Source organism: Flavihumibacter cheonanensis, from assembly GCF_022352215.1.
Classification (GTDB): Bacteria; Bacteroidota; Bacteroidia; order Chitinophagales; family Chitinophagaceae; genus Flavihumibacter; species Flavihumibacter cheonanensis.
Genome location: NZ_JAKRWF010000003.1, coordinates 447,177 through 473,001, shown reverse-complemented (window position 1 = coordinate 473,001; position 25,825 = coordinate 447,177). Strand labels below are relative to the sequence as shown.

Sequence of the window (25,825 nt, the reverse complement as noted above, 5' to 3'; positions counted from 1 at the left end):
CCATTTTACATTTTATTCATGTCTGGCGAGAATTTTGTCGATTTAGATAAAATTCTGACGGAGAAAAAGAAATATAAAATTGGATATGCATATAATGAATCAAATTATAAGTACCTAAAGTGGAGGGCAATTAATTCCTTTGAAAAAAAATCAATATTGGCGATTGGATCCTCAAGAGTGCTTCAATTAAGGGATTGTTTTATTGACTCCAGTTTTTATAATGGAGGGTATACTGTTGTTGGAATTTCAGATTTTATTCCTTTTTTGAAATCAATTCCCGACAATAAACAGCCGCCTGCAATTATAATTAACCTTGATCAATGGATGTTTAATTCTAATTACGATGCTGTCAAAATAAATTCAATGAATTCTAAATATATTGGAAGCTATAGTTTTTCTCCAACTTTTTCTGTTTATAAGATGTCATGGCTAGACATAATAAATGGTAAAGTATCATTTAGAAATTTATACAATATGAAAAATGATTATAAAGTTGCGAATATTGGTTTAAATGCAAACATTAATGATAAAGGTTTCCGGAATGATGGAAGTATGGACTATGGTAATCAAGTAGTAAAGTTACTATCGAGTTCTAAAGATGCTGATGATTATGGTTTCAGTGAAACTTTGGAGAGAATAAAAAAGGGTAATAAAAGATTTGAATTTGGTGAAAACATAAATCCCCAAGCCCTTTAGGAACTCGATAATTTATTAGAATATTGTAACTCAAGAAAAATAAAAGTTATTGCCTTTCTACCGCCGTTTGCTCCAAAAATATTCAATGAATTAAAAGCTTCTTCAAATCATACCTATATATTCAGAATATATCCATCAATATATCCAATATTTCAGAAATACAACTTTGACTTGTTTGATTTTACAAATCCCGCAACATTAAATTCTTCAGATAGCGAATTTGTTGATGGATTTCATGGAGGAGAATATACTTATGCAAAAATTGTTCTAGAAATATCTGGTTCGGAGTACTTTTTAAGTAAATATGTAAATAGAGGTAATCTCCAAAGTAAAATTTTTAATAGGAAAAATAACTTTACGATATGTGATTGAGGTTTGAATTCTTTCTCAAAAATTAGTTATTAATTCAACAATATCAAACGATGGCAGCAGCTAACAAAATTCATCAATGTTCAATTTCTAATCAAAGGTTCTTTCTTTTTTGATCTGCGGCAACAAATGAGTGGCTCTTTCAATCGGACCTGCCACCAGTAGTGGAAAAAAGCTCACAAAAAGACCATAATCGACAAAGTTTTTTTCAGCTTCAATTCTATCCTTATAAATATCGATTACGTAGGATAAGCCATGAAAGGTGTAAAACGAAATGCCTACCGGTAAAATAATATTTAATGTCCAGTGATTTATTTGAAATCCTACCTGAGCAATTGCCGCTGCAAAGGATTCAATAAAGAAATTGTAATACTTGAATACTCCAAGGAAACCCAGGTTTACTATGATACTTAACCAGAACCAGAATTTTTTTTGTTTAATACTGTGAGCATCCTGCGTTTTAATGCCGGTAAAAAAGTCCAGTAGTGTTGAAAATAATAATAGGAATAAAAAACGCCAGTCCCAGCAGGCATAGAAATAATAGCTGGCAAAAAGTAATAATAAGTTCTGGTTTCGTTTGTTGTTTCCGGCAATCCACCAATGAAATACAAATACGATTGGCAGAAAAATCGCAAAATCGATGGAATTAAACAGCATGTAGGTCTGGTGAGTTAATCCGCTAACTTACATAATTGCAGCCAGAACTCCTCAATCTTGAACATCTGTTTTAAGAAATTCGCTATTTCAATCGGCTTGATTATGTAGCTATTATCATGGGTTTCGTGCGCCGACTCGTAATGTTTTAAGGTTTTAATGATTTTATGGTTAGTATCATTTGTTTGATTAAATCCTCATCTGGTCTTGCCCAGAATAAATCATCATTCCCTCCTGCCCACTCTGCTAACGTATGAAATACAAAAAAATGAATCCCATTTTTGATTTCATACACTACTTTCCGCTGATCTGTTTCATTGATTATTTTCTGTGTAAAACAGACAACTTCCGATTGAAATTTTCTCCTGCTGTATATTTCTTTTATTTTATTCAAGTCACTGAATAATCTCTCTTGGTTGGTTGTTGGATGTATTCTGTGATGATATAACAGGATAAATGATTTATTGCCCTTTAAACGTTGTAATGTGACAATCCGGTTTTGCAATTTTTGCCTGATTGCCGGAGATGCTATTACATCATGATGCGTAAATTCAAAACCGTTTTCATGCAATTCGTTATAACGATTTTGAATAAGGTTATATTTTTTTAGACGAGGTACGTTTTTCCCGTTTAAATCCTCATATTTTAAAAATTCCGGATTCAGGAAGTCTTTATAATTGTCCTGCTCCAACTGTATTATGTATTCTATATTGGTTCGTCCGTGTGAGAAGGGGGTTGTGATTAATTTCAGGTTATATCTTTCCAGTATATTATCAGTAAGGCAATTTTCTCCAAATGAAACATAGATTCTTCTGGTAAAAAGGAGTTGGATTTTTTGTTTTATTACGAGCAATAACTTTTTTGCCTTACGGTCTAGTTCTTTCATAAAAAAATATACTGGTACTTTCGGGTATTTGCAACATCAATCCGCCAACTTACACAACTGCAGCCAGAACTCCTCAATCTTTAAAATCGCCTTTAAAAAATCTTCCATCTCAATCGGCTTGGTTACATAACTGTTGGCGTAATTTTCATAAGAGAGATTGATGTCGCGGGTATTCGATGAAGTGGTTAGCATGATTACCGGAATTTTCTTCAACTCTGCATCCTGCTTGATGATTTTCAGTACTTCATGCCCGTTCAGAATCGGTATGTTGATGTCCAGCAAGATCAGATCCGGTTTGTTTTCTTCCGTATAGCGGTCTCGTTTATACAAAAAATCCACGGCTTCCTGACCATTGCGAACCACACTGATATTGGTGTTGATCTTGCTTTCTTCAAAAGCATCCATGGTCAGTACGATATCTCCTTCGTTGTCCTCAACCAATAAAATATGTACGGGCTTCAGCATATTCCTACCTGTTAATTGTAAAATAGAATGTCGACCCTTTGCCAGGTTCAGACTCTACCCAAACCCGGCCACCCCAGCTTTCTACATGTTTTTTTACCATTGCTAATCCAATTCCTGTGCCTTCAAATTGATCCCTGTTGTGAAGACGCTGAAAAATTACAAATATCTTATCAAAATGTTGATTGTGTATGCCAATGCCGTTATCCTTTACTGCAATCACCCATTCTTTTTCGGCTGCTTCCACAGTAAGTTGAATTTCCGGTGTGCTATCCGGCCGGGAATATTTTACCGCATTGTCGAGCAGGGAATGCAGGGTCTGTATCAACGGAACCTTGTAAACCCGCACTTCCGGTAATGGATCCACGAGCAACTTTGCCTGTTTTTCGGTAAAGAGCTTATTTCGAAGGTAGAGATAATCTTTCACGATTTCATCCAGGTTCACCTTTTCCATCTCTCCGGTTACCTGGCCCGCTCTGGAATAATCGAGCAGGTCCAGTATGATCTTTTTCATGCGCTTCGCTCCATCCATAGCAAAATGGATGTATTGGTGTGCCTTGTAATCCAGTTCTGAGCCATATTTGCGCTTTAATTGTTCCATAAAGCTGGACACCATGCGCAGGGGTTCCTGTAAGTCGTGTGAGGCAATAAAAGCAAACTGCTCGAGTTCTTCATTGGCCTGTTCCAGTTCCCGGATCTTCACTTTTAAATCCTCGTTTAATACCTTCAGTTCCTTCTCAATTTTTTTACGATAGGTTATATCCTGCAAGGCCCCCACTGCCCGGATCGCCTCTCCCTTTGCATCCCGGATGATAATGGCCCGGTCTACCACCTGGGCAATGCTTCCATTAGCTTTGAGATACTGGTACTCTTTCTCCCATACCTGCTGTGCAGGATCCTTTACCACGTCTATAAAGGAACTGATGATCTGCTCCCGTTCCGCTTCGGGAATATAATTACTCCAGCTTTCAAGTGTGGGACTTAATTTCTCAATATCATAGCCGAAAATCGTCTGAAACCCGCTGCCCCAATACAGGGTATTCTCCGGTATATTCCAGTCCCAAATGGCTTCATTGGTGGCTTCACTTACTTTTTCAAAGCGTTCGTTTGCTTCCCTGATGCGGATATCAGTCTCTTTTCTCAGCGTGATGTCCTTAAAATAAACAGATAAACCGGCTTCTGATGGATAGGCAGTTACTTCAAACCATTTCCCCAGGGTACTATAATAATCTTCAAAACTTACGGTATCACCGGTTTCCTTTGCCCGGTGATACATCCGGTAAAAATCAGAGTCAATCGCATCTGCGTATTCCGTCCATAAATGTTTGCCTACTATGTCTGCCTTCTTCCTGAACAAGACTTCCTCCGCCATCTTATTCCAGTAGGTTACTATCCAATTATTATCTACTGCGAAAAACGCATCTCCTATACTTTCCAAAATGGTGGTGCGTTCTTCATAGGCTTTTTGCAATCGGGCATCTGCTTCTTTTCGCAAACTGATATCGCGGAAGAATACCGATACCCCCTCTTCGCTCGGATATGCATTCACTTCCAGCCAAATGCCATAATAATCCTCAAAATTGACAGCCTCACGGGTTTCCAATACCTGCTGGTACCTGGTGTAGGAGGGGAGGTTGACTGCGTCTGGAAATACCTCCCAAAGATTTTTACCCAATACCTCTTCCCGCTTTACATGCAATAGTTCTTCTGCTCTCCGGTTCCAGTAGGTGACAGTATAATTTCGGTCCATAGTAAAGAATGCATCCCCGATACTGTCCAGAATTTGCTGGATTTTTAATTCCAGGCTCTTCCTTTCATGGATGTCCTGGTAACTTCCAATGATCCGAACACATTTTCCTTCAGCAAATTCTCCTTTGCCTATACAACGTATCCAACGCTGCTTTCCTTTGGCGGTTCGAACCAGGAGCTCCTCATCAAATGGTTCCTGCTCCTGGATCAGCCGGTTTACTGCCTGTTGAATCCGATCCCGGCTTTCTCCTTCATAGAATTCAAATCCGCCGGATAAGGAAGGGTTGTAGTTTTCCTCCACTTCCAGAATTTCTTTCACCATGGGCGACCAGTACATGGTATCATCCTGCTGGTGTAAGAGGTTCAACTCCCAACTGCCAACCCTCGCCATTTGAGAAGTTTCCTCGTATAAACGGGAAGCTTTTTTCTCATCGGTGATATCGAATATCAGGGAGTTGAACAATACCGTACCATCCGGATAAAAATAAGGGGTACCATATCCTTCATGCCATCTTTCCTGGCCATCCGGCAATATATTTCTCCAGCTTGCATGCCATTTGGAGCGATTGGTTATGGAGCTTTCGATCGTCTTCAACATCATTTCAAGGTCACCGCCCTTTTTGATCTGATCCCAAACAAGTGCGTTGTCCTTCATACAGATTTCCGGTGCCAGCGCCCAGATTTCATAACTGGTTCTGTTTACAGCTCGCAGTTCATCGGTACCATCGGGATAACGCAGGTATTGAAAACTTACGCCTGGCAAATCATCCCGCAAAGATTCCAGCGTTAGTTCAGTAGTCTTACGGTCATGGATATCCTGAAAACTTCCGTAGATGCGGGTACAGGTTCCTTCATACCACTCAGCTCTTCCAATTACTCTTACCCACAACTCCTTTCCCTGGGTGGTTATGATGATGGCTTCAAAATCCAGGGGCTCACCCGTATCTGTGGTTTGCTGAACTTTTGTGGCCACCAGCTCTCTGAAATCTTCCCGGTAAAACCGGATGCCTTCAGCAAGGGTGGGCGTGTAGGTTAAGGGGTCTGTTCCATGCATTTTATGCACCAGGTCCGACCAGTACAGGGTTTCCTGCACCAGGTCAATTTCCCAGCCTCCAATACGGGCCAATGAATTCGCATCTTCTACCAGTTCCTGCAACTTTTTCTCCCGGGTGATATCTTTCGAACTCGCAAAAATGAGTCCGTCTTCTTTGGAGGTATTACAGTTCCAGCTAAACCACCGCACTTTTCCGGATTTGGTTATAAACCGATTTTCAAATCTGATCAGGTTACCACCAGCTAATAATTTTTCTGCATTGGCAAGCGCATTCTCCCGGTCTGCCGGGTGGATGAATTTATCAAACAACTGACCAATTAATTCGGCTTCCTCATATTCCAGCAAAGCTGCTCCTGCTTTATTGATTTTCAGAAACCGGCCTTTGAAATCAGCTGTACAAATCAGGTCTGGTAAGGAATCAAACAGGTGCTGGTATTCCAACTCCATCCGCTTGCGATGAATCTTCGCACCTATGAAGTTTTCCAGCTTCTTTAATGCGGCTGCCAGTTTTTGGGTTTCCTCCCTTAGATTACTGGTGCCGGTTATTAAAACCCCCACCCGCTGATTATTGAATAGTAGCGGTATTCCTACCAGGCAGCGGATGCCTGTTCGGATGGCAGCTTCTTTACGGGGGAATGGCAGTTCATCTTCAAGCACATCCACCAGTAATTGTTCTTTAGTGGACCAGATCCTGCCAGGTATTCCCTCTTCCAGGCTGATCCGGTTGACATGAGCTGTTTCCTGGTAAAACAATTCACCTGCCGCGTTTACACTGCAGGATACGTGCAATTGTAATTGGTCTTTATGTGTGTCGGGCAGCCATACTTCACTGAAACAACAGTCGTGATGGCTCGCAATCTCTTTGCACATTTCTTCCAGCATGCCACTTAACTCTGCTGCATGATTGAAAATATGGCTGATCTTCAGGGTGAGTGCATTTTCCTGTTCCCTTCTGGTCTGATGGGTTACATCCCGCTCAATGGCAATCCAATGGGTAAACCAGCCGGTGTTGTCAGCAACCGGACTAATAGTGAAGTTCACCCAGAATTCTTCGCCGTTTTTTTTATAATTGAGTAGTGTTGTTTCAAAGGTCGACCAGTCTTTGATAGCCTGAGACAATTTGTCCAGCTCTTCTTTATTGGTTCTTGGGCCCTGTAGCAGGGAAGGGGATCGTCCTATAACTTCTGCTGCAGTATAGCCTGTCATCCGCGTGAAGGCATCGTTTACATACACTATTTTTAATCCGATTTCCGGAGTAGGTTCAGCTTCGGTTACGATGACCGCATCATTTGAATGGGTAACTACACTTTCCAACAACTTCAGTCTTTGTTCCTCCTGTTTATTGGACAGTTCCACCGCTGTGATGCAGTGTAGATTTTTATTGGCGGCGGAATACGGACTGGCATATAATTTTACGGTCAGCAGCTCACCTGTATTTACAGGATGGGTAAATTGACCCAGGCAGGAATGGGCATTCCCTGTAAGCAAAACCTGTTGATCCAGGTCGGCGAGCAGGTTGAAAAAAAGCAGGTCCTGGCATTCCTGTTTCGTGTATCCATACCTGTTGATTGCAGCTTGGTTCAGTTCTACTATTTCATTTTTTGCTGCATCAAATATCCAGCCTGGCAAGGGGTGATGCTGAAACAATTCGTTGAAATCGTTAGATTGTACCTTCATAGTATAAGAGCAAATGGTTAAACAACCATTCAACCAAATATAGGCATAGGGAGGCAATACTACTGGCAGATTAGCGTATATTTAATCAGGAGCCCTTTATTCTACTTTATTTCTAAACATTCTACTTAGGTGAGTGATCGTTTTTTTGAATCGGTGTTTAACGCAAGTTCAAATCCCTGCATGATCCTGAAAAAAGATTGTTGAACAACTTGGTGGAAAAACCTGGGTGGAATCAGAACCAGCAAAGGGTGCTACGTTTTACTTCACCCTGCCTTACCTTTGATACATGTTTTCTATTTTCAGCAGGAAAAGGAATTTCCCTGTTATCGATCTCTCCGGGATTGGTACTGATATGCATTCCCACCTGCTGCCTGGTATTGATGATGGTTCGCCGGATGTGGACACCAGTTTGAGTTTATTGAAAGGCTTGCAGGAACTCGGTTTACAAAACTTCATTACAACCCCGCACATTCTCTGGGATCTCTACAAGAATACCGATGCCACCATTGAACCCGCACGTCTGCATTTGCAGGATGCCCTGGTTTCCGATGGCAATTCAGCCCGCTTAGCTGCTGCCGCAGAATACATGATCGACGATTATTTTTCTGGCTTGCTTCAACAGAAAGCAGCTTTACGATGCCTCAAGGGAAATTATGTGCTGGTGGAATTTTCCTTTATCAACCTGCCTTTCGACTGGAAACAGGTTTTGTTTGATATGCAGATCCAGGGTTATCAGCCGGTGCTGGCACACCCGGAACGCTATCCTTACCTGTTTCAAAAAAACACGGTGCTGGATGAAATCCTGGATATGGGGGTGATTCTCCAGGTTAATCTTAATTCCCTTACCGGTTATTACGGGAAAGCCTTCCTTCAACAAGCGCAGGTGCTGGTTGATAAAAAGCTGGTATCCTTCCTGGGATCCGATTTGCACCACGAGCGTCACCTGGCAGCCCTCCGTAATTCTTCCACCCTGATGCCCCTTGTTGGGAAAGTGCTGGATTCAGGCAAGCTGATGAATCCTACCCTATAGAAATCATTTGCTACATTCTATCGCAACAGCTCCGGCAAACCTACTTTCGTTTTCCACCAGTTTAAACATGGGATCAACACTGTCATTGAAAGAGCATCGACGAATATTTATAAACCCGGTCTGCTTCAAGGCTTCTGCCATGGAAGTATGGTCCCATAACCATAAATGGTTGGCGTTACCCCAATAGGAAGAAATGAATGCTTTTAATCCTCTGGGTCGCTCCTCCAACCCGAATATCATATTTTTGATAAAACGGATACTGGCAGCCGTATCACCCTGGTCAAGCGATTGGAGGTAACCGCGTGCCATTACCTCCAAATCCGGAACTACCAGGCGAAATAGGGCTCCAGGTTTTAAAATCTTATAAGAGTTTTTCAAAGCAATCCGGAAATCATTGAGCGACAGGTGTTCAAGGGTATGGGAACAATACAGTCCGTCGCAGGAATTGTCCAGAACCGGTAAGCCTTTAATTATATCGCCATATAGCACGTTGGGGGGGAACTCTGTGTTTAAACGCCCTTTGAGTAAGGAACCGATTATCGGCATTTTCTGAATCCGAAGGGTGGGGGAAACATCAAAATTAGTCCAGGCTTCCGGTGCAGATAATCCGCATCCGTACTGTACATATAAGCTCATACCGGTTTTTCAAATTTTGGTGAATATAGGATGAAGTGCCGAATTATTTGTGTTTAACCTGTTGCGCACATTTCTTCAACATTTTTTTGAGAAAACCGAACATTTATTAGTTTGTTTCTGTTTAATTATTTATCTTTAAAATTAAACAAAGGAAACCCCAAGGTTATGAATGCGTTTACCATTAAAGACCTTGAAAATTTATCAGGAATCAAGGCTCACACTATCCGGATCTGGGAACAGCGGTACAATTTTTTAAAACCTAATCGTACCGAAACCAATATCCGGCAATATTCCAGTGAAGAATTAAAAGCTGTGCTGAACATCGCTTTGTTGAACAAGTACGGCTACAAAATCTCACATATTGATAAGATGAGTCCTAATGAGATCCGGGACCGGATCGTTTCCCTGGGTAATATCCAGGCACAGCAGGAGCGGCTTATTAATGAACTGATCCAGCATATGGTAGATATGAACCTAGAGGCCTTTGAGCAGGTGCTGGATGAGCATATCAGAGCTCGTACGATTGACAAAACCATTACCCAGATCATATTCCCATTCCTCGAGAAAATTGGAATTCTCTGGATGACCAATCACATAAATCCGGCCCAGGAACACCTGGTAACCAATATTATACGTCAGAAGCTGATCGTAGGCATTGAGGGGGCTTTCTCCCATGTGAAGTCCAGCCAAACCGGACTCCTGTTTCTACCCGAAGGGGAGTATCATGAAGTGGGTCTCTTATATATGTATTACCTGTTGAAAGGAAGAGGGATCAATGTTTTGTACCTGGGAGCGAATGTTCCTTTGAAGGACGTGGAGTTTGTAGCCAATCTCAAAAAGCCCGATTTTCTCTACACCCACCTCACTTCCGTTGCCAATAATTTCAATTTTGAGCGGTTTCTGAACAATTACCAGCTGCGTTGTTCAGCCCATACCATGGTGGTATCCGGATTGCTGGCACAACAATATAAAAAGAAAGTTCCCGAGAGCGTGCGCTTCAAAAAATCACTTTCAGAAGTGATGGAATTTATCGCCGCTATTAAATAAGTTTTAACAAAAATTCGGCCCTCGTTTCGTTGGTGAAACAATGAATTCTGTTTAAATTTGGATACCTAACAATTAAACACATAACCATGTCTAACGTAGATTTTAATGAGATGCTGGTGGACAATGCGGAGTTTCTGCGCCCTTTCGCAATCACGTTAACGAGGGATAATGAAGCGGCACAGGACCTGTTTCAGGAAACCATGTACCGGGCAATTGCCAACCGCGAGAAATACAATGTGGGAACGAATATCAAAGCATGGTTATATACTATCATGCGGAATATATTCATCAACAATTACCGCAGAAAAGCTAAACAGAATACAATATTCGATCATACTCCCAACGATTTTCTGCTCGACTACAACCAGGTGACCACAGCCAATGCAGCTGAAGCCAATCTGAAAATGAAGGAAATCCATGGGTATATCCATAAACTGCCGGAAATCTTCCGGAACCCTTTCCTGCTTTACTTTGATGGTTTCAAATACCATGAAATCGCAGATATGCTCGGTGAACCACTGGGCACCATCAAGAGCCGGATTCACTTTGCAAGGAAATTGTTGAAAGCGCAGATAGAAAGGTGAGAAAAGTGAAAGGTGAAAAGTGAAAAATTAGAGGCCAGCTATCATTTAAAATTTCTAACAATCAAATTTTTAGTGAAAGGGTAGTGTGAAAGGGTTATTTTCACCTTTCACTTTTCACCTTTCACTTCTTCTTCCATGCCTCATGTAATCATCATCGGTGCCGGTTTCGCCGGCTTGTCCGCAGCAAGTTTTATGGCGAAAGCTGGCTGGAAAGTTACCGTGCTGGAAAAAAACGATCAGCCCGGTGGTAGAGCCAGACAATGGAAAACCGATGGTTTCACCTTTGATATGGGCCCCTCCTGGTATTGGATGCCAGATGTTTTTGAACGTTTCTTCAACCAGTTTGGCAAATCCGTTAGCGACTATTATGAACTCGACCGGCTGGATCCTTCCTACCAGGTGGTGTGGCCGACCGGTAAGATGGATATCCCGGCAGGATTACCTGCCTTAAAAGAATTATTCGAATCCATTGAACCAGGTGCCGCCAACGCCCTGCAGCAATTCATGGATGAAGCTTCCTATAAGTATAAAGTAGGGATACATAAACTGGTTCATAAACCCGGACAATCCCTTACCGAATTCATCGATTGGGACCTCATGCGCGGTGTATTCAAGCTGGATGTGTTTACCTCGATGCGCACCCATGTTCACAAGTTTTTCAAAGACCCGCAACTTCGTCTGCTCATGGAATTTCCGGTGATTTTCCTGGGAGCCATGGCAGAAAACACCCCCGCCCTATACAGCCTCATGAACTATGCCGATGTGGTGGGTGGCACCTGGTACCCCAGGGGTGGTATGTACTCCATTGTAAATGCCATGTACCAATTAGCACTGGAACAGGGCGTCGAATTTAAATTTAATGAAGAAGTAAAAGAAATCAGTCTCCAACGCTCACGTGTAACCGCAGTTAGAACAGATAAGACTAGCTACGAAGCTGATGCGGTTATTGGTGGGGCTGATTATCATCATATTGAAACGCAACTCCTGCCTGCCAGTCATCGTTCCTACTCAGATTCATATTGGGATAGTCGCGTTATGGCACCAAGTTGCCTGCTTTATTTTGTTGGACTGAACCGTAAGCTGTCTAACATTCATCATCATACGCTGTTTTTCGATACCCCTTTTGAAAGCCACGCCAAAGAGATTTACCAGGATCCCGCCTGGCCTACTGACCCACTCTTTTATATGAGTGCGGTGTCTGTTACGGATCCAGCCTCCGCACCTCCGGGTTGTGAAAACCTGTTTTTACTGATTCCGGTTGCAGCAGGATTAAAGGACGATTCCCCTGAAATAAGGGAACATTATTTCAATGTGCTGATGGATCGGCTGGAGAAAAAATTGGGTCAGCCGGTTCGCGATGCAGTAATTGTAAAAAGAAGTTTTGCACATCGTGATTTCGAACAGGATTATCATTCGTTTAAAGGAAACGCCTATGGTTTGGCTAATACGCTTAAACAAACTGCGATATTAAAGCCATCTTGTAGAAGTAAAAAGGTAAATAATCTCTATTATACTGGTCAATTAACAGTCCCTGGTCCGGGTGTTCCACCCAGTTTGATCAGTGGAGAATTGGTAGCAAAGGAAGTTATTCGGAATTTTTAACTAACTTATATAAAAAAGCCGGATCTACGCTTATGATGCATTTGTTTCATTTAGTCTGCGAACAGAGCAGTAAAATTACGACCGAACGATACAGTACATCGTTTTCGTCGGCTATTAAGTTATTGCATAACGATCTTCGACAACCGATTTTTAATATCTACGGTTTTGTGCGTTTTGCTGATGAAATTGTTGATACTTTTCATGAGTTCGATAAGCTGACCTTGCTCAAAGAGTTTAAGCAGCAAACCTATGAGGCAATTGAACGCAAGATCAGCCTGAACCCAATCCTGCACAGTTTCCAGGCAACTGTCAACCGGTATAATATCGATCATGAATTGATTGAAGCGTTTTTCAGAAGCATGGAAATGGACCTGGATAAAAAAGCGTATGATCATCAGGGTTATATTGATTATATCTATGGTTCTGCGGAGGTAGTGGGACTAATGTGCCTCTATGTTTTCTGCGAAGGGGACCGGTCGCTCTACGAGCAGCTTAAAAATCCTGCACGTTCATTAGGAGCAGCTTTCCAGAAAGTGAATTTTCTACGGGATCTGAAGGCTGATTACAATGGTCTGGACCGGATTTATTTCCCCGGATGCGATTTTACCAACTTCACGCAATGCGATAAATCGAAGATTGAAGCAGATATTCAACAGGATTTCGACGATGCCTATAAAGGTATTATGCAACTGCCTGTAAAAGCGCGGTTCGGGGTCTATGTGGCCTATAAATATTATCTTTCCCTCTTCAAAAGGATCAAGCAGGTAAAACCTCAGCGGATCCTGATGGAAAGAATCAGGGTGCCCAACTACCGGAAAGCCGCCATCGTAGTACGCGCCGGCCTCAAAAATCAGTTGGGAATGATAGGGTAGGAATTTTACCGGTCGGGTGATTCACCCGTCCGGTAAAATTCCTGGAAGAAAGGAAAAGGGAAGAATGGAAGAGGGTCTCACGTCTCACGTCTGACGTCTCACACAAAACAAGTCTTTTATGGAGCAAACAAATATGCTCGTTCTCGTTAACGAGCAGGATGAACCGAGGGGTACGATGGAAAAAATGGAAGCGCATCGCAAAGCTGAACTTCATCGCGCCTTTAGTGTTTTTATTTACAATGCGGCAGGAGATATGTTGCTTCAGCAAAGAGCGTTGAATAAATACCATAGCGGTGGATTATGGACCAATGCCTGTTGTAGTCATCCTTATCCGGATGAAGAACCAGCAGCAGCAGGCAGCAGGCGGTTGAGGGAAGAAATGGGCTTCGTGACGGATATCCAGCCGGCTTTTCAATTTGTCTATAAAGCCTCGTTCGACAATGGCTTAACGGAATATGAATACGATCATGTTTTCGTAGGAGAATATGATGGTCCCATTCATCCCGATCCTGCTGAAGTAAACGATTACTGCTTTTTATCACCGGCGGAAATTGAGGCTGCTCTGGCATCCCATCCTGCACGTTTTACAGCCTGGTTTCACCTGGCATTTCCTAAAGTTCAGCAATGGAGAAAACAATCTGAAGTATGCATTGGTTAATTTATCTCGGAATCGTTCTGATTACTTTCCTGATTATGGAAGGCATTACCTGGCTCACCCACCGTTATGTGATGCATGGATTTCTTTGGTACCTGCATGAAGATCATCATAAAAAAGGGCCTGGTTTTTTTGAGAAAAACGACTGGTTTTTTGTGATTTTCGCTGTTCCCAGTATAGGTATGATCCTTTGGGGAACATTGGATCCATCCATGTGGTGGATACAGGCCATCGGCTTTGGTATCATGCTGTATGGGTTCGCTTACTTTATGGTGCATGAAATCATCATTCACCAACGCTTTAAGTTTTTCACCCGCAGTAATAATATTTATATCCGCGCCATTCGCTGGGCTCACAAGATGCATCACAAACACCTGGATAAGGAAGATGGTGAGTCTTTCGGTATGTTGTTAGTACATCAAAAATATTGGGCTAAGGTTAAAAAAGACCGTGAAAACACCCGGAATAAAAAGGGATAAGCTGTCTATCTTGCTGCCAGCTAAATCACGGTGAATGTCCACACATCTTTTTCAATATAAGCCCTACGATTACAGGTACGAATACGACTATGTGTTTACGGGCGCAGGTGCAGCGTGCATGAGTTTGCTGATCCGGATGCTGGTATCCGGGAGGTATAGTAATTCAAGTTTCCTGGTGGTGGATAAAGACCGGAAAGAGAACAACGACCGTACCTGGTGTTTCTGGGAAAAGGAAGATGGTTTTTTTGAAAAACTGGTTCATAAATCTTGGGACCAGATGTGGTTTCATGGTCCGGGTTTTTCAAAAAAATACAGAATCAAACCCTATCGGTACAAAATGATCAGGGGAATTGATTTTTATTCCTTTTGTATCGACTACCTGAAAAAGCAGCCAAATGTTCAATTGCTTTTTGAACCGGTACAGCGCATTGAAACCTTAAAAGAAGGCGCCCGGCTCACCATTGAAAACGGGGAAGTCTACACCGCCAAAAAATATATTTTCAATTCTATCCCTTTTGATCAACTCAGGGAAGCGCCCGGCAAACACATGCTGCTGCAGCATTTCAAGGGATGGGTAATTGAAACGGAAACAGATTGTTTTGATCCAACAACCTGCACCTTAATGGATTTTCGGATCAGCCAGGAACATGGCGCTTCCTTCGTTTATACAATGCCGTTAACCGCCCGGAAAGCGCTGGTGGAATACACACTCTTCAATGAAGCACTGCTTAAAGAAGAGGAATATGAAGAAGGGCTGAAAACCTATATTCGGGATTTTCTCAAACTGGACCAATATACCATCCTGGAAAAAGAATTTGGCATCATTCCTATGACCAATCGGGTTTTTGATCCGGGTAAAGGGAATATTGTGAATATTGGTACGGCAGGCGGACAAACAAAACCTTCCAGTGGTTATACCTTTCAGTTTATTCAGCGGAACAGTGATGAAATAATTTATTCCATGTTGAATCACGGTCGGCCCCGGCCCACCGAGGATAGCCATGAAGGGCGATTTATGTTTTACGATTCCGTATTACTGGATGTGCTGGTACATAAAGAATTGGGCGGGGCGGAAATTTTCACCAAACTCTTCAAACGAAATTCAGCCCAACGAATCTTCCGCTTTCTGGATAACCAAAGCTGGATTCCCGAAGAATTGTTGCTGATCAGCAGCCTTCCGGTTGGCCCCTTCCTGCGCGCCGCCAAACGCCAGCTGTTTTGAGGAAACTTGCTTAATATTGGAGAGCAAAGCAACTTCCAACTATGACTCTCAATATTGATGAACTACTCACAGTCAGTTTCACCCTTTTTGCGGTGATTGATATCCTTGGTTCCATCCCACTCCTGATTTCCTTAAAGACCAAAATGGGTGAAATCCGGGAGTTCCGCGCCACCTTGATTTCTGGGGCGCTCATGATTCTGTTTCTGCTGGTGGGAGAACGCTTCCTGGGTATCCTTGGAGTGGATGTTGGTTCGTTCGCAGTTGGGGGTTCTATTGTAATTTTTATACTCGGACTCGAAATGGTGCTTGGTATCGAATTTTTTAAAAGCGATGGCGATCCCAAATCCGGCACCCTTGTACCCATTGCCTTTCCACTGATTGCGGGTTCCGGTACACTCACCACTATCATTTCCCTGCAGGCCAACTATCCTGTGTGGACAGTTGCACTGGGTATCCTGCTTAACCTGGTGGTCGTATACATTGTGCTGCGATCCCTGAACTATATTGAACGCCTGATTGGAGCGGCCGGCCTTATCGCCATCCGGAAATTCTTCGGGGTGATTCTGCTGGCGATTGCGGTGAAGATATTTGCGACGAATGCGAGTGGGCTCATAAAGTGAGAAGTGAAAGGTGAAAGGTGAAAAAAGTGAAAGGGGGGGAAAGAGGTGAAAGGGAGACAAAGGAGAAGGGAGACAAAGAAGAAGGGAGGCGGTCCTCAATTCATAAATCATAAATCATAATTCATAATTTATCACTGTCCTATGTTGCGCGCTTTTTTTTTGCTGTTTGTGCCGTTGTTCCTGCAAGCACAGGAACAACTCAAAACGGATGTTTTGGTTATTGGTGGTGGTACTGGTGGCACAGCGGCTGCTATCCAGGCAGCGCGACTCAAAACCAAGACCATCCTGGTGGAACCGGGTCCCTGGTTAGGTGGTATGCTTACTGCCGCCGGAGTTGCAGCTACAGATGGCAATCATCGCCTCCCATCCGGCTTGTGGGAAGAGTTCAGACAAGCGCTATACAATCATTATGGATCGCCTGCAGCATTGGCTACAGGATGGGTTAGCAATACCCAGTTTGAACCACATGTGGGTGATAGCATCTTAAAAGCAATGGCAGCTCGCGAAAAGAATCATCTAACGGTGATGTATGGTTGGGAATTCGATCAGGTGCTTAAAAAGGGCAATCGAATTGAAGGAGCTCAATTCCGCAATACCAATGGAAAACTGCTCATCATTCGTGCTTCCGTTACCATAGATGCTACCGAACTCGGCGATGTACTGGCTGCAGCACAACTGCCCTATAGCCTGGGTATGGAAGCAGGATCCGAAACCGGTGAACAGGTGGGGGTAGAGAAAACTTCCAATATTATACAGGACCTTACCTATGTGGCTATCTTAAAAGATTATGGAAGAGGCGTGGATTGCACCATAGTTAAACCCGCTGGTTATGATCCCGCTGAATTCGATGGTGCCTGCACCGATTACTATATCAATACCAGTTTGCCCAAACCTTCCGTGAATGCGGCAAAAATGCTGGAATATGGAAAGTTGCCTGGTAATAAATACATGCTGAACTGGCCCAACCAGGGCAACGATACCTACCTAGAACTGGTTGAATTATCTCCTGCTCAACGAATCAAAGAATTGGCAAAAGCAAAAGCCACCACGCTGCGCTTTATTTATTTTATTCAACACCAGTTGGGTTTCAAACACCTGGGATTGGCAGTGGATGAATTTCCTACTGGCAATGGATTCGCCCTGATGCCTTACCATCGCGAAGGCAGACGGGTTAAGGGTGCTGTTCGCTTTACCATCAATCATATCGCTGATCCTTACGGTAATGGACAACCGTTATACCGAACCGGTATTTCAGTGGGTGATTATCCGATTGATCATCATCATAAAAAAAATCCCGCTGCTCCCCAGCATTTAAATTTTTACCCGGTTCCTTCTTATGCAATTCCCATGGGAGCATTAGTTGTTCCAGGAATCGAAGGCTTTATGGTGGCGGATAAATCGATCAGTGTTAGTAATGTTGTGAATGGAACAACGCGATTGCAACCAGTTGTTCTATTAACCGGACAAGCAGCTGGCGCGATTGCTTCCCTTGCTGTAAATGAACGCAAAGCTCCTGATCAACTTTCCGTTCGGAAAGTCCAGCAGCTCCTGCTCGATCAAAAGGCAATGATCCAACCCTTCCTGGATGTGCCTCCTGCTCATCCTCAATTTCAGGCCATACACCGGGTCGGATCAACCGGTTTACTCAAAGGGAAAGGCATTCCTTTTCAGTGGGCCAATCAAACCTGGTTTTATCCGGATAGCACTATTCTAACACAGGATTTCCTGGAAGATCTGAAAATCTTTTTGCCTCCTGGTTCTTCCATACCAGCCGAAGTTTTTGTAGATAGCGGGAGTTTGTCAATCCGGTCCGCTTTTCAACTGGCTGGCAGTTCCAATACCCGCAGAATGAAAGGCTATTGGAAAAAATGGGGCTTGCAAAATTTTGATCCCATTCGCCCCATCACTAAAAAAGAATTAGCGGTTTTGCTGGATCAACTGGTAAAACCTTTTGATCGTCCTGTTAATCTCATTGGTGAATGGTAAATTCGAGTACCCCTCCCCGTAAGAGCTGCTGGTGCGTTACCGACTGAACCGGTATGGATTTGCCATTCAGCTTTATCGATCGAACTCCAGTCCTGCCAGGTTGATTGGTTTTTTTAGTGCGTATTTCCAGTGTCTTGCCATTTGGTAACTGCAGGCTTGCAGCATCCACCAGGGGAACACCAATTGTGTACTCGCCGCTTACGGGGTTCATAGGATACATCCCCAATGCCGACCATACCAGCCAGGCACTCATCTGTCCGCAGTCGTCATTGCCACTCAAACCATCCGGACCGGTTTTATACATACTGTCAACTGTCAGCCTGATTTTTTCGGCAGCCAGATCCGGACGACCCAGCGCTGTATACATATAAATGATGTGATGGCTTGGCTCATTTCCATGTGCGTATTGGCCAATGAGTCCACTTACATCTATAGATATATTATCGCCATGCATTTCGCTGGTTGAATTAAAGAGTGCGTTCAGTTTCTCCACCAGTTTGTTCTTTCCGCCATAGAGTGCTGCCAATCCAGCCACATCATGTGGTACAAAAAAACTGTGCTGCCAGGCAGTGCCTTCGATGTATTGTCCTTCAAACCCATGTTCTGATAATAAAGGATCAAAGGGTTCGATGAACTTGCCGGTACTGTCTTTACCCCGCATAAATCCGGTTGAGGGGTCAAACAGGTTTTTATAACTGGTGGCCCTTTTCATGAAATACGCATACTCTTCTTTCTTACCCAGCTTTTTAGCAACCTGCGCAATACAGTAATCATCAAATGCATATTCCAGTGTAATGGTAACACTCCATCCATGTTTGTCCTGGGGCAAATATCCGAAACGAATGTATTCCGGTGTTCCTCTTTGTTGCTGGTGCGCACTTGCTTTCATCGCTTCATAAGCCAGGTTTACATCAAAGCCGGGAATATTTTTTAGAATGGCATCCGTTATTACTGGAATAGCATGATAACCGGTCATGGTATTGGCTTCCCAGGAACTGATGTCCCAAACCGGCAACAATCCGTTATCGCGATAAAAACTCAACAGGCTGTTGATGAATACCGGCACTTTTTCAGGCTGAGTGAATGTATAAAGCGGATTTAATGCTCTGAATGTATCCCATAAAGAAAATATGGTGTATTTAGGTTGTCCATTTAGCGACTGCCCGATTTTTCCATCGTGATTGCTATAACGTCCATCGGTATCCGATAACAAGATCGGTGCCATACAGGTGCGATAAAGCGCCGTATAAAAACTGGTAGCTAAGGCTTTGTCGGTGGTTTGGATTTCAATTTTTTTCAGTTCTTTTTCCCAGGCTGCAGTAGCCAGCTGATCAACTGCATCAAATGACAAGGCCGCTGTTTCATTCAGCGCAGCCAGCGCTCCTTCAGTACCTACGCTGCTAATGGCTACCCGCACTTGCAGTGGTGTGTTCCCTGTTTCAAATTCCAGCAGCACTTTACTTTGTTTGCCGATTGCTTTCCCCTCACTGAATTCTTCCAGGTTCAGGTAACGGCTATGGGTAACTGATTTTGAGAAACGGGCGGCAAAATAAACCCGTTGGTTTTTGGCCCAGCCAGTGGAGAGGCGATAACCCACAAGGGTCGAATCGTTCAGCAATTGCAGGTTGGCTGTGAGTGGTGCATCCCAGTTGATGGCGAATCCCATGTCAAAGCGAAGCCAGCCTTTGTTGCCGGGGAACTGATACCGATGATATCCAACCCGCTCGGTGGTGGTGAGCTGGGCCTTTACCTGGTTGCCTAATTGAACTTCGTAGTAACCGGGACGTGCTTTTTCCCGGTCGTGACTGAAAGGTATTTTAATCAGCGGGGCAGTTGCTCCATTCGTATCGGCCAGGGGCAATACAGAAATATCACACCAATCGCCAATACCGGTTCCGCTTAAATGGGTATGACTGAATCCTGCGATGGTATTGCTGCTGTAATGGTAACCTGCCACCCAGTCCCAGCCCTGGTCGCCATTATCCGGACTCAACTGGATCATGCCAAAGGGATAAGCTGCCCCGGGGAAAACGTGCCCGTGACCGCCGGTACCTAAAAAGGGATCCACAAATTGGGTAAGTTGTTGCGCATTGCATGCAACTGAAATTGCCAGGCCTCCCGCTATTAAAATTCCTACTGATTTCATAGGTTGAAATTACTGAATTTACCCGTCCGGTGCCACCCGTCCGGTGGCACCGGACGGGTGGCGGAGTGGTACGATCTTTTTACAACAGCCGAAAAAAACATATGAAACAGCTTTTTATATTGATCAGCACGGCATTTTTATTTGCCTGCGGGAATGCAGAACAGCATGAATCAGATGATGTAAAAGTGAAACCCGAAGACACTTCCTTTACCAAGTATCCTCCGGGCAATGTGAATGTTCCACCAACTGTGGAAACTGCAGCAGACAGCACGCGCTCAGCTGCAGATTCGTTAAACCGCCCGCATTAAACATACCTGCATTAATCATATGTGCCTGATCTCCTACCATGCTTCGCATGAACAGTTTGGTCCGGTTGAATTACTCGGGTATGTTCAACAAGCCGAAGCAGCCGGGTTTACGGCCATTCATTCTTCGGATCATTTTCATCCCTGGAGTAAACGACAGGGAGAGAGTGGTTTCACCCTGAGTTGGTTACCTGTTGCGATGCAGGTTTGCAGGTTGCCATTCAGTATGGTTTGTGCACCCGGACAACGACTGCATCCCGCCATTGTAGCGCAGGCGCTTGCAACCATCTCACTGATGTTTCCGGATCGACTGATTGTTGAATTGGGCAGTGGCGAAGCACTCAATGAATCGATCACTGGAGAAGGTTGGCCGGAGAAAGCTATCCGAAATGAACGCCTGCTGCAATGCAAAGAAGTAATGGATGCCTTGTTCAAGGGAGAGCAGGTCGATTTTAATGGGCATATCCGGGTGCGCAAAGCGCGATTGTATTCCCGGCCGGCAATACCACCGCCCTTATTCTGTGCAGCCTTATCTGAAGCAACGGCAGAATGGGCAGGTAATTGGGCAGAGGGATTATTAACCACCGTAGATGATAACCTCGAAGAAGCCGCAGCCAAAATCAATGCATTTAAAAAACAGGGAGAAAACAAACCCGTTCACCTTCAACTCTCTTTTTGTTACGCGCGGTCCTGGAAGGAAGCCGTGGAACAGGCTTATGAACAATGGCGATCAAATATGGTAGGCCTGGATAAATTGGCCAATCTCTCCAGCACAGAAGAATTCGATGAAGCAGGAGAGGAGATCACCCGGGAAGATATCATTGAGAATATGATTTTGATCACAGATATGAAGGATCTCAAGCAGCGAATTGAAAAGATTAAATCCCTTCAACCCGCGCGTATTCATCTACATAATATCAGTAAAAATCAAACTGATTACCTGGAAGATATCCGATCCATTCTTATCCATTAATGATTTCACCGCCAAAAGCTTTATCCTCCCAACACCACTCTCCAATCTTCTTTGGACATACTACTAAAAATAGCCTTCCCGCTTTGTACCAATCCGGCAGAAAGCTCTCTTTTGCTTTGCTGGAGCTGGCGCATTTTTTCTTCCACCGTACCCGGACAAATCAGCCTTATCGCCTGCACATTCTGGTGTTGCCCGATGCGATAGGCCCGGTCAATAGCCTGGTCTTCCACTGCCGGATTCCACCAGGGATCTACCAGGTACACATAACTGGCTGCAGTCAGATTAAGTCCTACTCCACCGGCTTTCAGACTTAACAGAAACACCCGCACTTCAGGATCCTGCTGAAAGCGATCCACCGCTCCTTGTCTGTCCCTGGTAGCTCCGGTGAGTGTTTCGTAAACGATACCCAATTTGTTCAACTCAATAGCAATCAAATCGAGCATGGAAACAAACTGAGAGAAAATCAGAATTTTATGTCGGGGCGATTTGTTTTGCACCTGCTCGATCAGTAACTGAATTTTCGAAGAACCTTCTCCCTGCAACTGATCCGCTTGCAACAACCTTGGATCATCACAGATCTGCCGGAGCTGCGTTAAGCCGCGTAATACATGAATGGAATTGCGTAGGATTTCATCTTCCAGTTTGTCTTCCAGGTAATCCCGCAGGTCTTTTTCATAGGCATTGTACACGGCTCGTTGTGCCTCTCCCATTGGGCAATACAGGATTTGCTCTATTTTATCCGGCAACTCCTGGATCACATCTTCCTTGGTGCGCCGTAGCAGGAAGGGCCTGATTTTTTGTTGCAACTCTTCTGAACGCTGGCGGTTCTCGAACCGGTCGATGGGAGTGGAGTAGATATCCTGGAAGTATTTTTTATTTCCCAGTAAACCCGGACAAACAAAAGAAAACTGCGCATACAGATCCATGGTATTGTTTTCGAAGGGTGTACCGGTGATGGCTAAGCGATTCCTGCTTTTTAACATCTGTACTGCCTGGTAGCGTTGTGAGTCGGGATTCTTAATCTGTTGTGATTCATCGAGTAATACATAACTAAACTGAAACCGGCGCAGGTAAGTGATATCTGTTAAGAGCGTGCCATAAGAGGTGAGAATGATATCATACTGATCAAATGTCTCCGTGTTTTTAGTGCGATTAGCACCATGCAGCGTCAGGCATTTCAAGGAAGGTGCGAAGCGCTGCAATTCTACCTGCCAGTTAAAGAGCAGGGAGGTGGGTACTACTAATAGGTGAGTGGAGTCATGGTTTTTCTCTTTCAATAGTAACAAAAAGGCGATCACCTGCACCGTTTTGCCTAAGCCCATATCATCTGCGAGTACACCGCCAAATTCATTTTCATGCAGGAAGTACAACCAATTAAGTCCTTCCTGCTGGTAGTGACGAAGCTCGGTATGCAAGGTGGAGGGAACCCGCACCGATTCAATAGATTTGATATCGGTTAAGCGTTCCCGATAGTTTTTGATTTTTTGTTGAACTGCTGAATCCATTTCGTCATCCGTGAATTGCTGACTGATGCTTTCAAACTGCATGGCGGGTAGAATCAAATCTTCCCCCATGACCGAGGCACCAAAGAAAAACGTTGAAAAACGTTCTATCCATTCTTCGGGTAACAATCCAAGGGTGCCATCATCCAGTTGCACATACTTACTTTTATTTCTGATGGATTTTTGAATTTGTTGCAGCGAAGCCTGCTGATCGCCGTATTTGGCATTGATCTTTACATTAAACCAATTGAGTCCGGATACCACCCGCACAGTAATGGTTCCTTTAAAAGCACTCTTTTTATTTTCCTTCAATTGATTAAACCCAAAAATGGATATGCCTGCAGCCCTCCATTGCGCAAACGCATCCAGGAACCAGTCTTCATCCAGAAAGCGATCCCGATGCAGGTAGAAATAAGGTAACTCATTATCCAATTGCTCCATGAAATGCGGATGTTGCTGCAGTACCATCGACAGGAATGCATTCTCGGCGGAATCATCACGTTGCATGGCAAGTAATCTGCCTTTGGTATCGGGCAGGTAAACCATTTTTTTGCTACGCAGGGGTACTTCCATACTACCATAGCGCATCATGGGCTGGATGGTTACATACTGCCCGAGATCAGCCAGGTAGATCAGCCCTTCCATCGCGCCTTTCCATCCTGCTTCCTTCAATTGTTCTTCTTCAGCAAGCTCTATAAAATGCCGTTCCACCCGGATCTTGTTCTCCAGTTTGGAAAGAATTTTCTCTTCAAATGCGGCGAACTGGTCTTCATGTAATTGCAGGTGTTGACGGCTTGCAAAAACCTGTAGCAGTTTCAATACAGTCATATTCGCAGCCAGCATGAGCTGGTTCTCCTGCAAGAGAAAGAGTCCGTATTTTAATGGGTATTGCTGCGGATGAACTTTTTGAATGCCCAGTTCCAGTTCGGGACTCACCCTGTAAAACGGACTGGCTTTATAAACATGCAGGGTAAACTTATCCACAAGGGCGCCAACCTGCACTTCCCTTAACGATCCCGCACTAACATTTTCAGAAAACTCCGGGTCGTGGTAAAAAAACCGAAGATTCATTGGGTTTTGGATAATGGTACGTAAACTGCGTATGTCGCTCCTTGTTATACTATTCGCCGGAGTTGTTTGAAATCGACTGATAGCTGCATAAAATCGTACAGCAGCTGCGTCATTACCTGCCAACTGAGAGGCATCAATAGCACTGACAGGTGATAAAGGGTTCCTTATTTTTCCTGCCTGTGTAAGCGGCGCATCATAGAGCTCAATGCACAATGATTTATGAAACCGGAATTGCTTCAATACTACAATGCGGATACAGTTCCCCTCAGCTGTTTGCGGTGGCTGTTCCTCAGGTACAAATAAAAGTTCTTCCAGATCACGGATGGAGTCCATTCTGCAATAATACGGTTTCGCGGGTTCAGGTTATAATCCGCCATAAGTATATAAAAAATGCAAGTTGTGGCGGATTATACAACTTTATAACATCCAGCCAATATTTTATAAATCCTGATTCCCGGTAATTCCTACCTTTATGCCCGAATGAAACGCCTTACCATTTTTCTCCTCCTGTTGTTGTATGTGACGGTTTCCTCCGGGTTTACCGTACATCTTCATTATTGCATGGGAGAACTGGTAGAGTCCAATCTTACGCATTCCGATGAACCAACCTGTGGCGGTTGTGGCATGGAAAAAGATCCATCCTCCAATGATGGCTGCTGCAAAGACGAACATAAGCAGGTTAAAGTAGACCAGGATAAAAAGCTGGCCGAAATAGCAGCCAAGGCTAAACAGACAGTTTCGGAACATACGGTGCTTTTTGCTTTTATTGCTGCGGAAAGCAACTTGTTTGAAACAGTTCGCTCTTTACCTTTTTCCAATGCGCCTCCCCTACAACTAGTTGTCCCTCATTACCTGTTCCAACGCAATTTCCGTATTTGATTCTTATACCTTCTTTGGCCTGAATACCTTCAGGCTATTGGCATTTACTGCCATTTAACTTCTTTATTCTTTCATCCTTAAATAGTCATCTCATGAAATCAGTTTTTGTAACTGCTTTTGCAGCTATGTTATTCATTGCTACTGCCTGTAACAACAGTGCCGATCATTCCGCACACCAGGCAGAAACTACCGAACCTGCTACAGAACAGCCTGCCAGCTCCTCTCTTAACCCGGTTTCCACCCCGTTGAAAGAAGTGTATGCGCATTATCATCATATCAGTTTTGCGCTGGCCAAAGATGATGCAGCAGAAACCAGCAACGGTGCCAAAGCCCTGCAGGTTGCCATCGCGGAAGTAGATAAATCCGGTATGACTCCTGAACAACAACAAGCCCTTGCAACCCAGGAAGCAGCACTGCAGGAACATGCGGCCGCCATAGTTAATGCGGGTATTGAAGAGCAGCGCAAGCATTATGAAAAGCTGGGCGAAAGCCTTTATCCCCTGGTGAAAGTTTTCGGGTCTGATAAGCCTTTGTATAAAGCTTATTGCCCGATGGCCTTTGATAACAAAGGAGCCAGTTGGATCAGTACCAGCAAGGAGATCAACAATCCTTATTTCGGTGAGAAAATGCTGACCTGCGGCGAGATCCAGGAAGAAATCAAATAACTCC

The 25,825-nt window shown here is 43.9% G+C and carries 22 protein-coding genes; 15 read left to right on the top strand and 7 right to left on the bottom strand.

Annotated elements, in window-relative coordinates; translation table 11 throughout:
- Positions 1-18: 18 nt before the first annotated feature.
- Positions 19-696, top strand: a complete 678-nt coding sequence (locus MD536_RS15935; RefSeq protein ID WP_239601910.1) for a hypothetical protein — start codon at positions 19-21, stop codon at positions 694-696.
- Positions 697-1,155: 459 nt separating this feature from the next.
- Here MD536_RS15935 and MD536_RS15930 read toward each other — a convergent pair whose 3' ends face one another.
- The 4 genes from MD536_RS15930 to MD536_RS15915 form a co-directional block, all read right to left on the bottom strand.
- Positions 1,156-1,722, bottom strand: a complete 567-nt coding sequence (locus MD536_RS15930; RefSeq protein ID WP_239601908.1) for an MBOAT family O-acyltransferase — start codon at positions 1,720-1,722, stop codon at positions 1,156-1,158.
- A gap of 145 nt (positions 1,723-1,867) precedes the next feature.
- Entirely contained in the window at positions 1,868-2,605 is a 738-nt protein-coding gene (locus tag MD536_RS15925) for a DUF1796 family putative cysteine peptidase (RefSeq protein WP_239601907.1), read from the bottom strand.
- A 36-nt stretch (positions 2,606-2,641) separates the two neighbouring features.
- Positions 2,642-3,070: a response regulator gene (locus tag MD536_RS15920; protein WP_239601905.1), complete on the bottom strand. Its 429-nt coding sequence runs from the start codon at positions 3,068-3,070 to the stop codon at positions 2,642-2,644.
- Between the two features lie 4 nt (positions 3,071-3,074).
- Entirely contained in the window at positions 3,075-7,547 is a 4,473-nt protein-coding gene (locus tag MD536_RS15915) for a PAS domain S-box protein (protein ID WP_239601902.1), read from the bottom strand.
- Between the two features lie 286 nt (positions 7,548-7,833).
- Here MD536_RS15915 and MD536_RS15910 point away from each other — a divergent pair, with 286 nt between their 5' ends.
- Complete coding sequence (locus MD536_RS15910; protein WP_239601900.1) at positions 7,834-8,577, top strand: tyrosine-protein phosphatase; 744 nt, start codon at positions 7,834-7,836, stop codon at positions 8,575-8,577.
- Positions 8,578-8,580: 3 nt separating this feature from the next.
- Here the strand turns inward: MD536_RS15910 and MD536_RS15905 are convergent, their stop codons facing one another.
- Positions 8,581-9,213, bottom strand: coding sequence for a class I SAM-dependent methyltransferase (locus MD536_RS15905; protein WP_239601897.1), 633 nt, complete (start codon positions 9,211-9,213; stop codon positions 8,581-8,583).
- 165 nt (positions 9,214-9,378) lie between these two features.
- On the opposite strand from MD536_RS15905, the gene MD536_RS15900 reads away from it, so the two are divergent.
- From MD536_RS15900 to MD536_RS15860, 9 genes are all read left to right on the top strand, one after another.
- On the top strand, positions 9,379-10,260 hold the full coding sequence (locus MD536_RS15900) for a MerR family transcriptional regulator (protein WP_239601894.1): 882 nt from the start codon (positions 9,379-9,381) through the stop codon (positions 10,258-10,260).
- 86 nt (positions 10,261-10,346) lie between these two features.
- On the top strand, positions 10,347-10,844 hold the full coding sequence (locus tag MD536_RS15895; protein WP_234867497.1) for an RNA polymerase sigma factor: 498 nt from the start codon (positions 10,347-10,349) through the stop codon (positions 10,842-10,844).
- A gap of 135 nt (positions 10,845-10,979) precedes the next feature.
- Positions 10,980-12,446: a bifunctional phytoene desaturase/3,4-desaturase gene (gene crtID, locus MD536_RS15890; protein WP_239601891.1), complete on the top strand. Its 1,467-nt coding sequence runs from the start codon at positions 10,980-10,982 to the stop codon at positions 12,444-12,446.
- A 32-nt stretch (positions 12,447-12,478) separates the two neighbouring features.
- The gene (locus tag MD536_RS15885) at positions 12,479-13,318 is read left to right on the top strand and encodes a phytoene/squalene synthase family protein (protein ID WP_239601883.1); all 840 of its coding nucleotides are present in this window, start codon (positions 12,479-12,481) and stop codon (positions 13,316-13,318) included.
- A gap of 118 nt (positions 13,319-13,436) precedes the next feature.
- The gene (gene idi / locus MD536_RS15880) at positions 13,437-13,976 is read left to right on the top strand and encodes an isopentenyl-diphosphate Delta-isomerase (protein WP_239601880.1); all 540 of its coding nucleotides are present in this window, start codon (positions 13,437-13,439) and stop codon (positions 13,974-13,976) included.
- Positions 13,964-14,452 (top strand): sterol desaturase family protein, encoded by a 489-nt coding sequence (locus MD536_RS15875; protein WP_239601878.1) that lies wholly within the window; start codon positions 13,964-13,966, stop codon positions 14,450-14,452. The genes idi and MD536_RS15875 overlap by 13 nt, the downstream gene beginning before the upstream one ends.
- Before the next feature lie 34 nt (positions 14,453-14,486).
- A complete protein-coding gene (locus tag MD536_RS15870) occupies positions 14,487-15,674 on the top strand; it encodes a lycopene cyclase family protein (protein ID WP_239601876.1) in 1,188 nt (395 codons plus the stop codon).
- 41 nt (positions 15,675-15,715) lie between these two features.
- Positions 15,716-16,294, top strand: coding sequence for a MarC family protein (locus tag MD536_RS15865; RefSeq protein ID WP_239601869.1), 579 nt, complete (start codon positions 15,716-15,718; stop codon positions 16,292-16,294).
- Between the two features lie 141 nt (positions 16,295-16,435).
- Complete coding sequence (locus MD536_RS15860; RefSeq protein ID WP_239601867.1) at positions 16,436-18,280, top strand: FAD-dependent oxidoreductase; 1,845 nt, start codon at positions 16,436-16,438, stop codon at positions 18,278-18,280.
- Here the strand turns inward: MD536_RS15860 and MD536_RS15855 are convergent.
- Entirely contained in the window at positions 18,264-20,426 is a 2,163-nt protein-coding gene (locus tag MD536_RS15855) for a GH92 family glycosyl hydrolase (protein ID WP_239601865.1), read from the bottom strand. The two genes, MD536_RS15860 and MD536_RS15855, sit on opposite strands and share 17 nt — an antisense overlap.
- A 101-nt stretch (positions 20,427-20,527) precedes the next feature.
- On the opposite strand from MD536_RS15855, the gene MD536_RS15850 reads away from it, so the two are divergent.
- Entirely contained in the window at positions 20,528-20,734 is a 207-nt protein-coding gene (locus MD536_RS15850) for a hypothetical protein (protein ID WP_239601863.1), read from the top strand.
- 19 nt (positions 20,735-20,753) lie between these two features.
- The gene (locus MD536_RS15845) at positions 20,754-21,704 is read left to right on the top strand and encodes a TIGR03557 family F420-dependent LLM class oxidoreductase (RefSeq protein WP_239601861.1); all 951 of its coding nucleotides are present in this window, start codon (positions 20,754-20,756) and stop codon (positions 21,702-21,704) included.
- Positions 21,705-21,724: 20 nt separating this feature from the next.
- On the opposite strand, the gene MD536_RS15840 is transcribed toward MD536_RS15845, so the two are convergent.
- On the bottom strand, positions 21,725-24,610 hold the full coding sequence (locus tag MD536_RS15840; protein WP_239601859.1) for a DEAD/DEAH box helicase: 2,886 nt from the start codon (positions 24,608-24,610) through the stop codon (positions 21,725-21,727).
- Positions 24,611-24,757: 147 nt separating this feature from the next.
- Between MD536_RS15840 and MD536_RS15835 the strand changes: the two genes are divergently transcribed.
- The gene (locus tag MD536_RS15835) at positions 24,758-25,156 is read left to right on the top strand and encodes an HYC_CC_PP family protein (protein WP_239601857.1); all 399 of its coding nucleotides are present in this window, start codon (positions 24,758-24,760) and stop codon (positions 25,154-25,156) included.
- A 92-nt stretch (positions 25,157-25,248) separates the two neighbouring features.
- The gene (locus tag MD536_RS15830; RefSeq protein ID WP_239601855.1) at positions 25,249-25,821 is read left to right on the top strand and encodes a DUF3347 domain-containing protein; all 573 of its coding nucleotides are present in this window, start codon (positions 25,249-25,251) and stop codon (positions 25,819-25,821) included.
- The last annotated feature ends 4 nt before the right edge of the window (positions 25,822-25,825 follow it).

Excerpts from the sequence above, each read along its gene's own strand:
- MD536_RS15850 (WP_239601863.1), top strand. The coding sequence starts at position 20,528 with ATGAAACAGCTTTTTATATTGATCAGCACGGCATTTTTATTTGCCTGC.
- MD536_RS15930 (WP_239601908.1), bottom strand. The coding sequence starts at position 1,722 with ATGCTGTTTAATTCCATCGATTTTGCGATTTTTCTGCCAATCGTATTT.
- MD536_RS15835 (WP_239601857.1), top strand. The coding sequence starts at position 24,758 with ATGAAACGCCTTACCATTTTTCTCCTCCTGTTGTTGTATGTGACGGTT.
- MD536_RS15840 (WP_239601859.1), bottom strand. The coding sequence starts at position 24,610 with ATGGACTCCATCCGTGATCTGGAAGAACTTTTATTTGTACCTGAGGAA.
- MD536_RS15845 (WP_239601861.1), top strand. The coding sequence starts at position 20,754 with ATGTGCCTGATCTCCTACCATGCTTCGCATGAACAGTTTGGTCCGGTT.
- MD536_RS15920 (WP_239601905.1), bottom strand. The coding sequence starts at position 3,070 with ATGCTGAAGCCCGTACATATTTTATTGGTTGAGGACAACGAAGGAGAT.
- MD536_RS15900 (WP_239601894.1), top strand. The coding sequence starts at position 9,379 with ATGAATGCGTTTACCATTAAAGACCTTGAAAATTTATCAGGAATCAAG.
- MD536_RS15895 (WP_234867497.1), top strand. The coding sequence starts at position 10,347 with ATGTCTAACGTAGATTTTAATGAGATGCTGGTGGACAATGCGGAGTTT.
- MD536_RS15915 (WP_239601902.1), bottom strand. The coding sequence starts at position 7,547 with ATGAAGGTACAATCTAACGATTTCAACGAATTGTTTCAGCATCACCCC.
- MD536_RS15875 (WP_239601878.1), top strand. The coding sequence starts at position 13,964 with ATGCATTGGTTAATTTATCTCGGAATCGTTCTGATTACTTTCCTGATT.
- MD536_RS15855 (WP_239601865.1), bottom strand. The coding sequence starts at position 20,426 with ATGAAATCAGTAGGAATTTTAATAGCGGGAGGCCTGGCAATTTCAGTT.
- MD536_RS15830 (WP_239601855.1), top strand. The coding sequence starts at position 25,249 with ATGAAATCAGTTTTTGTAACTGCTTTTGCAGCTATGTTATTCATTGCT.
- MD536_RS15885 (WP_239601883.1), top strand. The coding sequence starts at position 12,479 with ATGATGCATTTGTTTCATTTAGTCTGCGAACAGAGCAGTAAAATTACG.
- MD536_RS15870 (WP_239601876.1), top strand. The coding sequence starts at position 14,487 with ATGTCCACACATCTTTTTCAATATAAGCCCTACGATTACAGGTACGAA.
- MD536_RS15860 (WP_239601867.1), top strand. The coding sequence starts at position 16,436 with ATGTTGCGCGCTTTTTTTTTGCTGTTTGTGCCGTTGTTCCTGCAAGCA.
- crtID (WP_239601891.1), top strand. The coding sequence starts at position 10,980 with ATGCCTCATGTAATCATCATCGGTGCCGGTTTCGCCGGCTTGTCCGCA.
- MD536_RS15865 (WP_239601869.1), top strand. The coding sequence starts at position 15,716 with ATGACTCTCAATATTGATGAACTACTCACAGTCAGTTTCACCCTTTTT.
- MD536_RS15925 (WP_239601907.1), bottom strand. The coding sequence starts at position 2,605 with ATGAAAGAACTAGACCGTAAGGCAAAAAAGTTATTGCTCGTAATAAAA.
- MD536_RS15935 (WP_239601910.1), top strand. The coding sequence starts at position 19 with ATGTCTGGCGAGAATTTTGTCGATTTAGATAAAATTCTGACGGAGAAA.
- MD536_RS15905 (WP_239601897.1), bottom strand. The coding sequence starts at position 9,213 with ATGAGCTTATATGTACAGTACGGATGCGGATTATCTGCACCGGAAGCC.
- idi (WP_239601880.1), top strand. The coding sequence starts at position 13,437 with ATGGAGCAAACAAATATGCTCGTTCTCGTTAACGAGCAGGATGAACCG.
- MD536_RS15910 (WP_239601900.1), top strand. The coding sequence starts at position 7,834 with ATGTTTTCTATTTTCAGCAGGAAAAGGAATTTCCCTGTTATCGATCTC.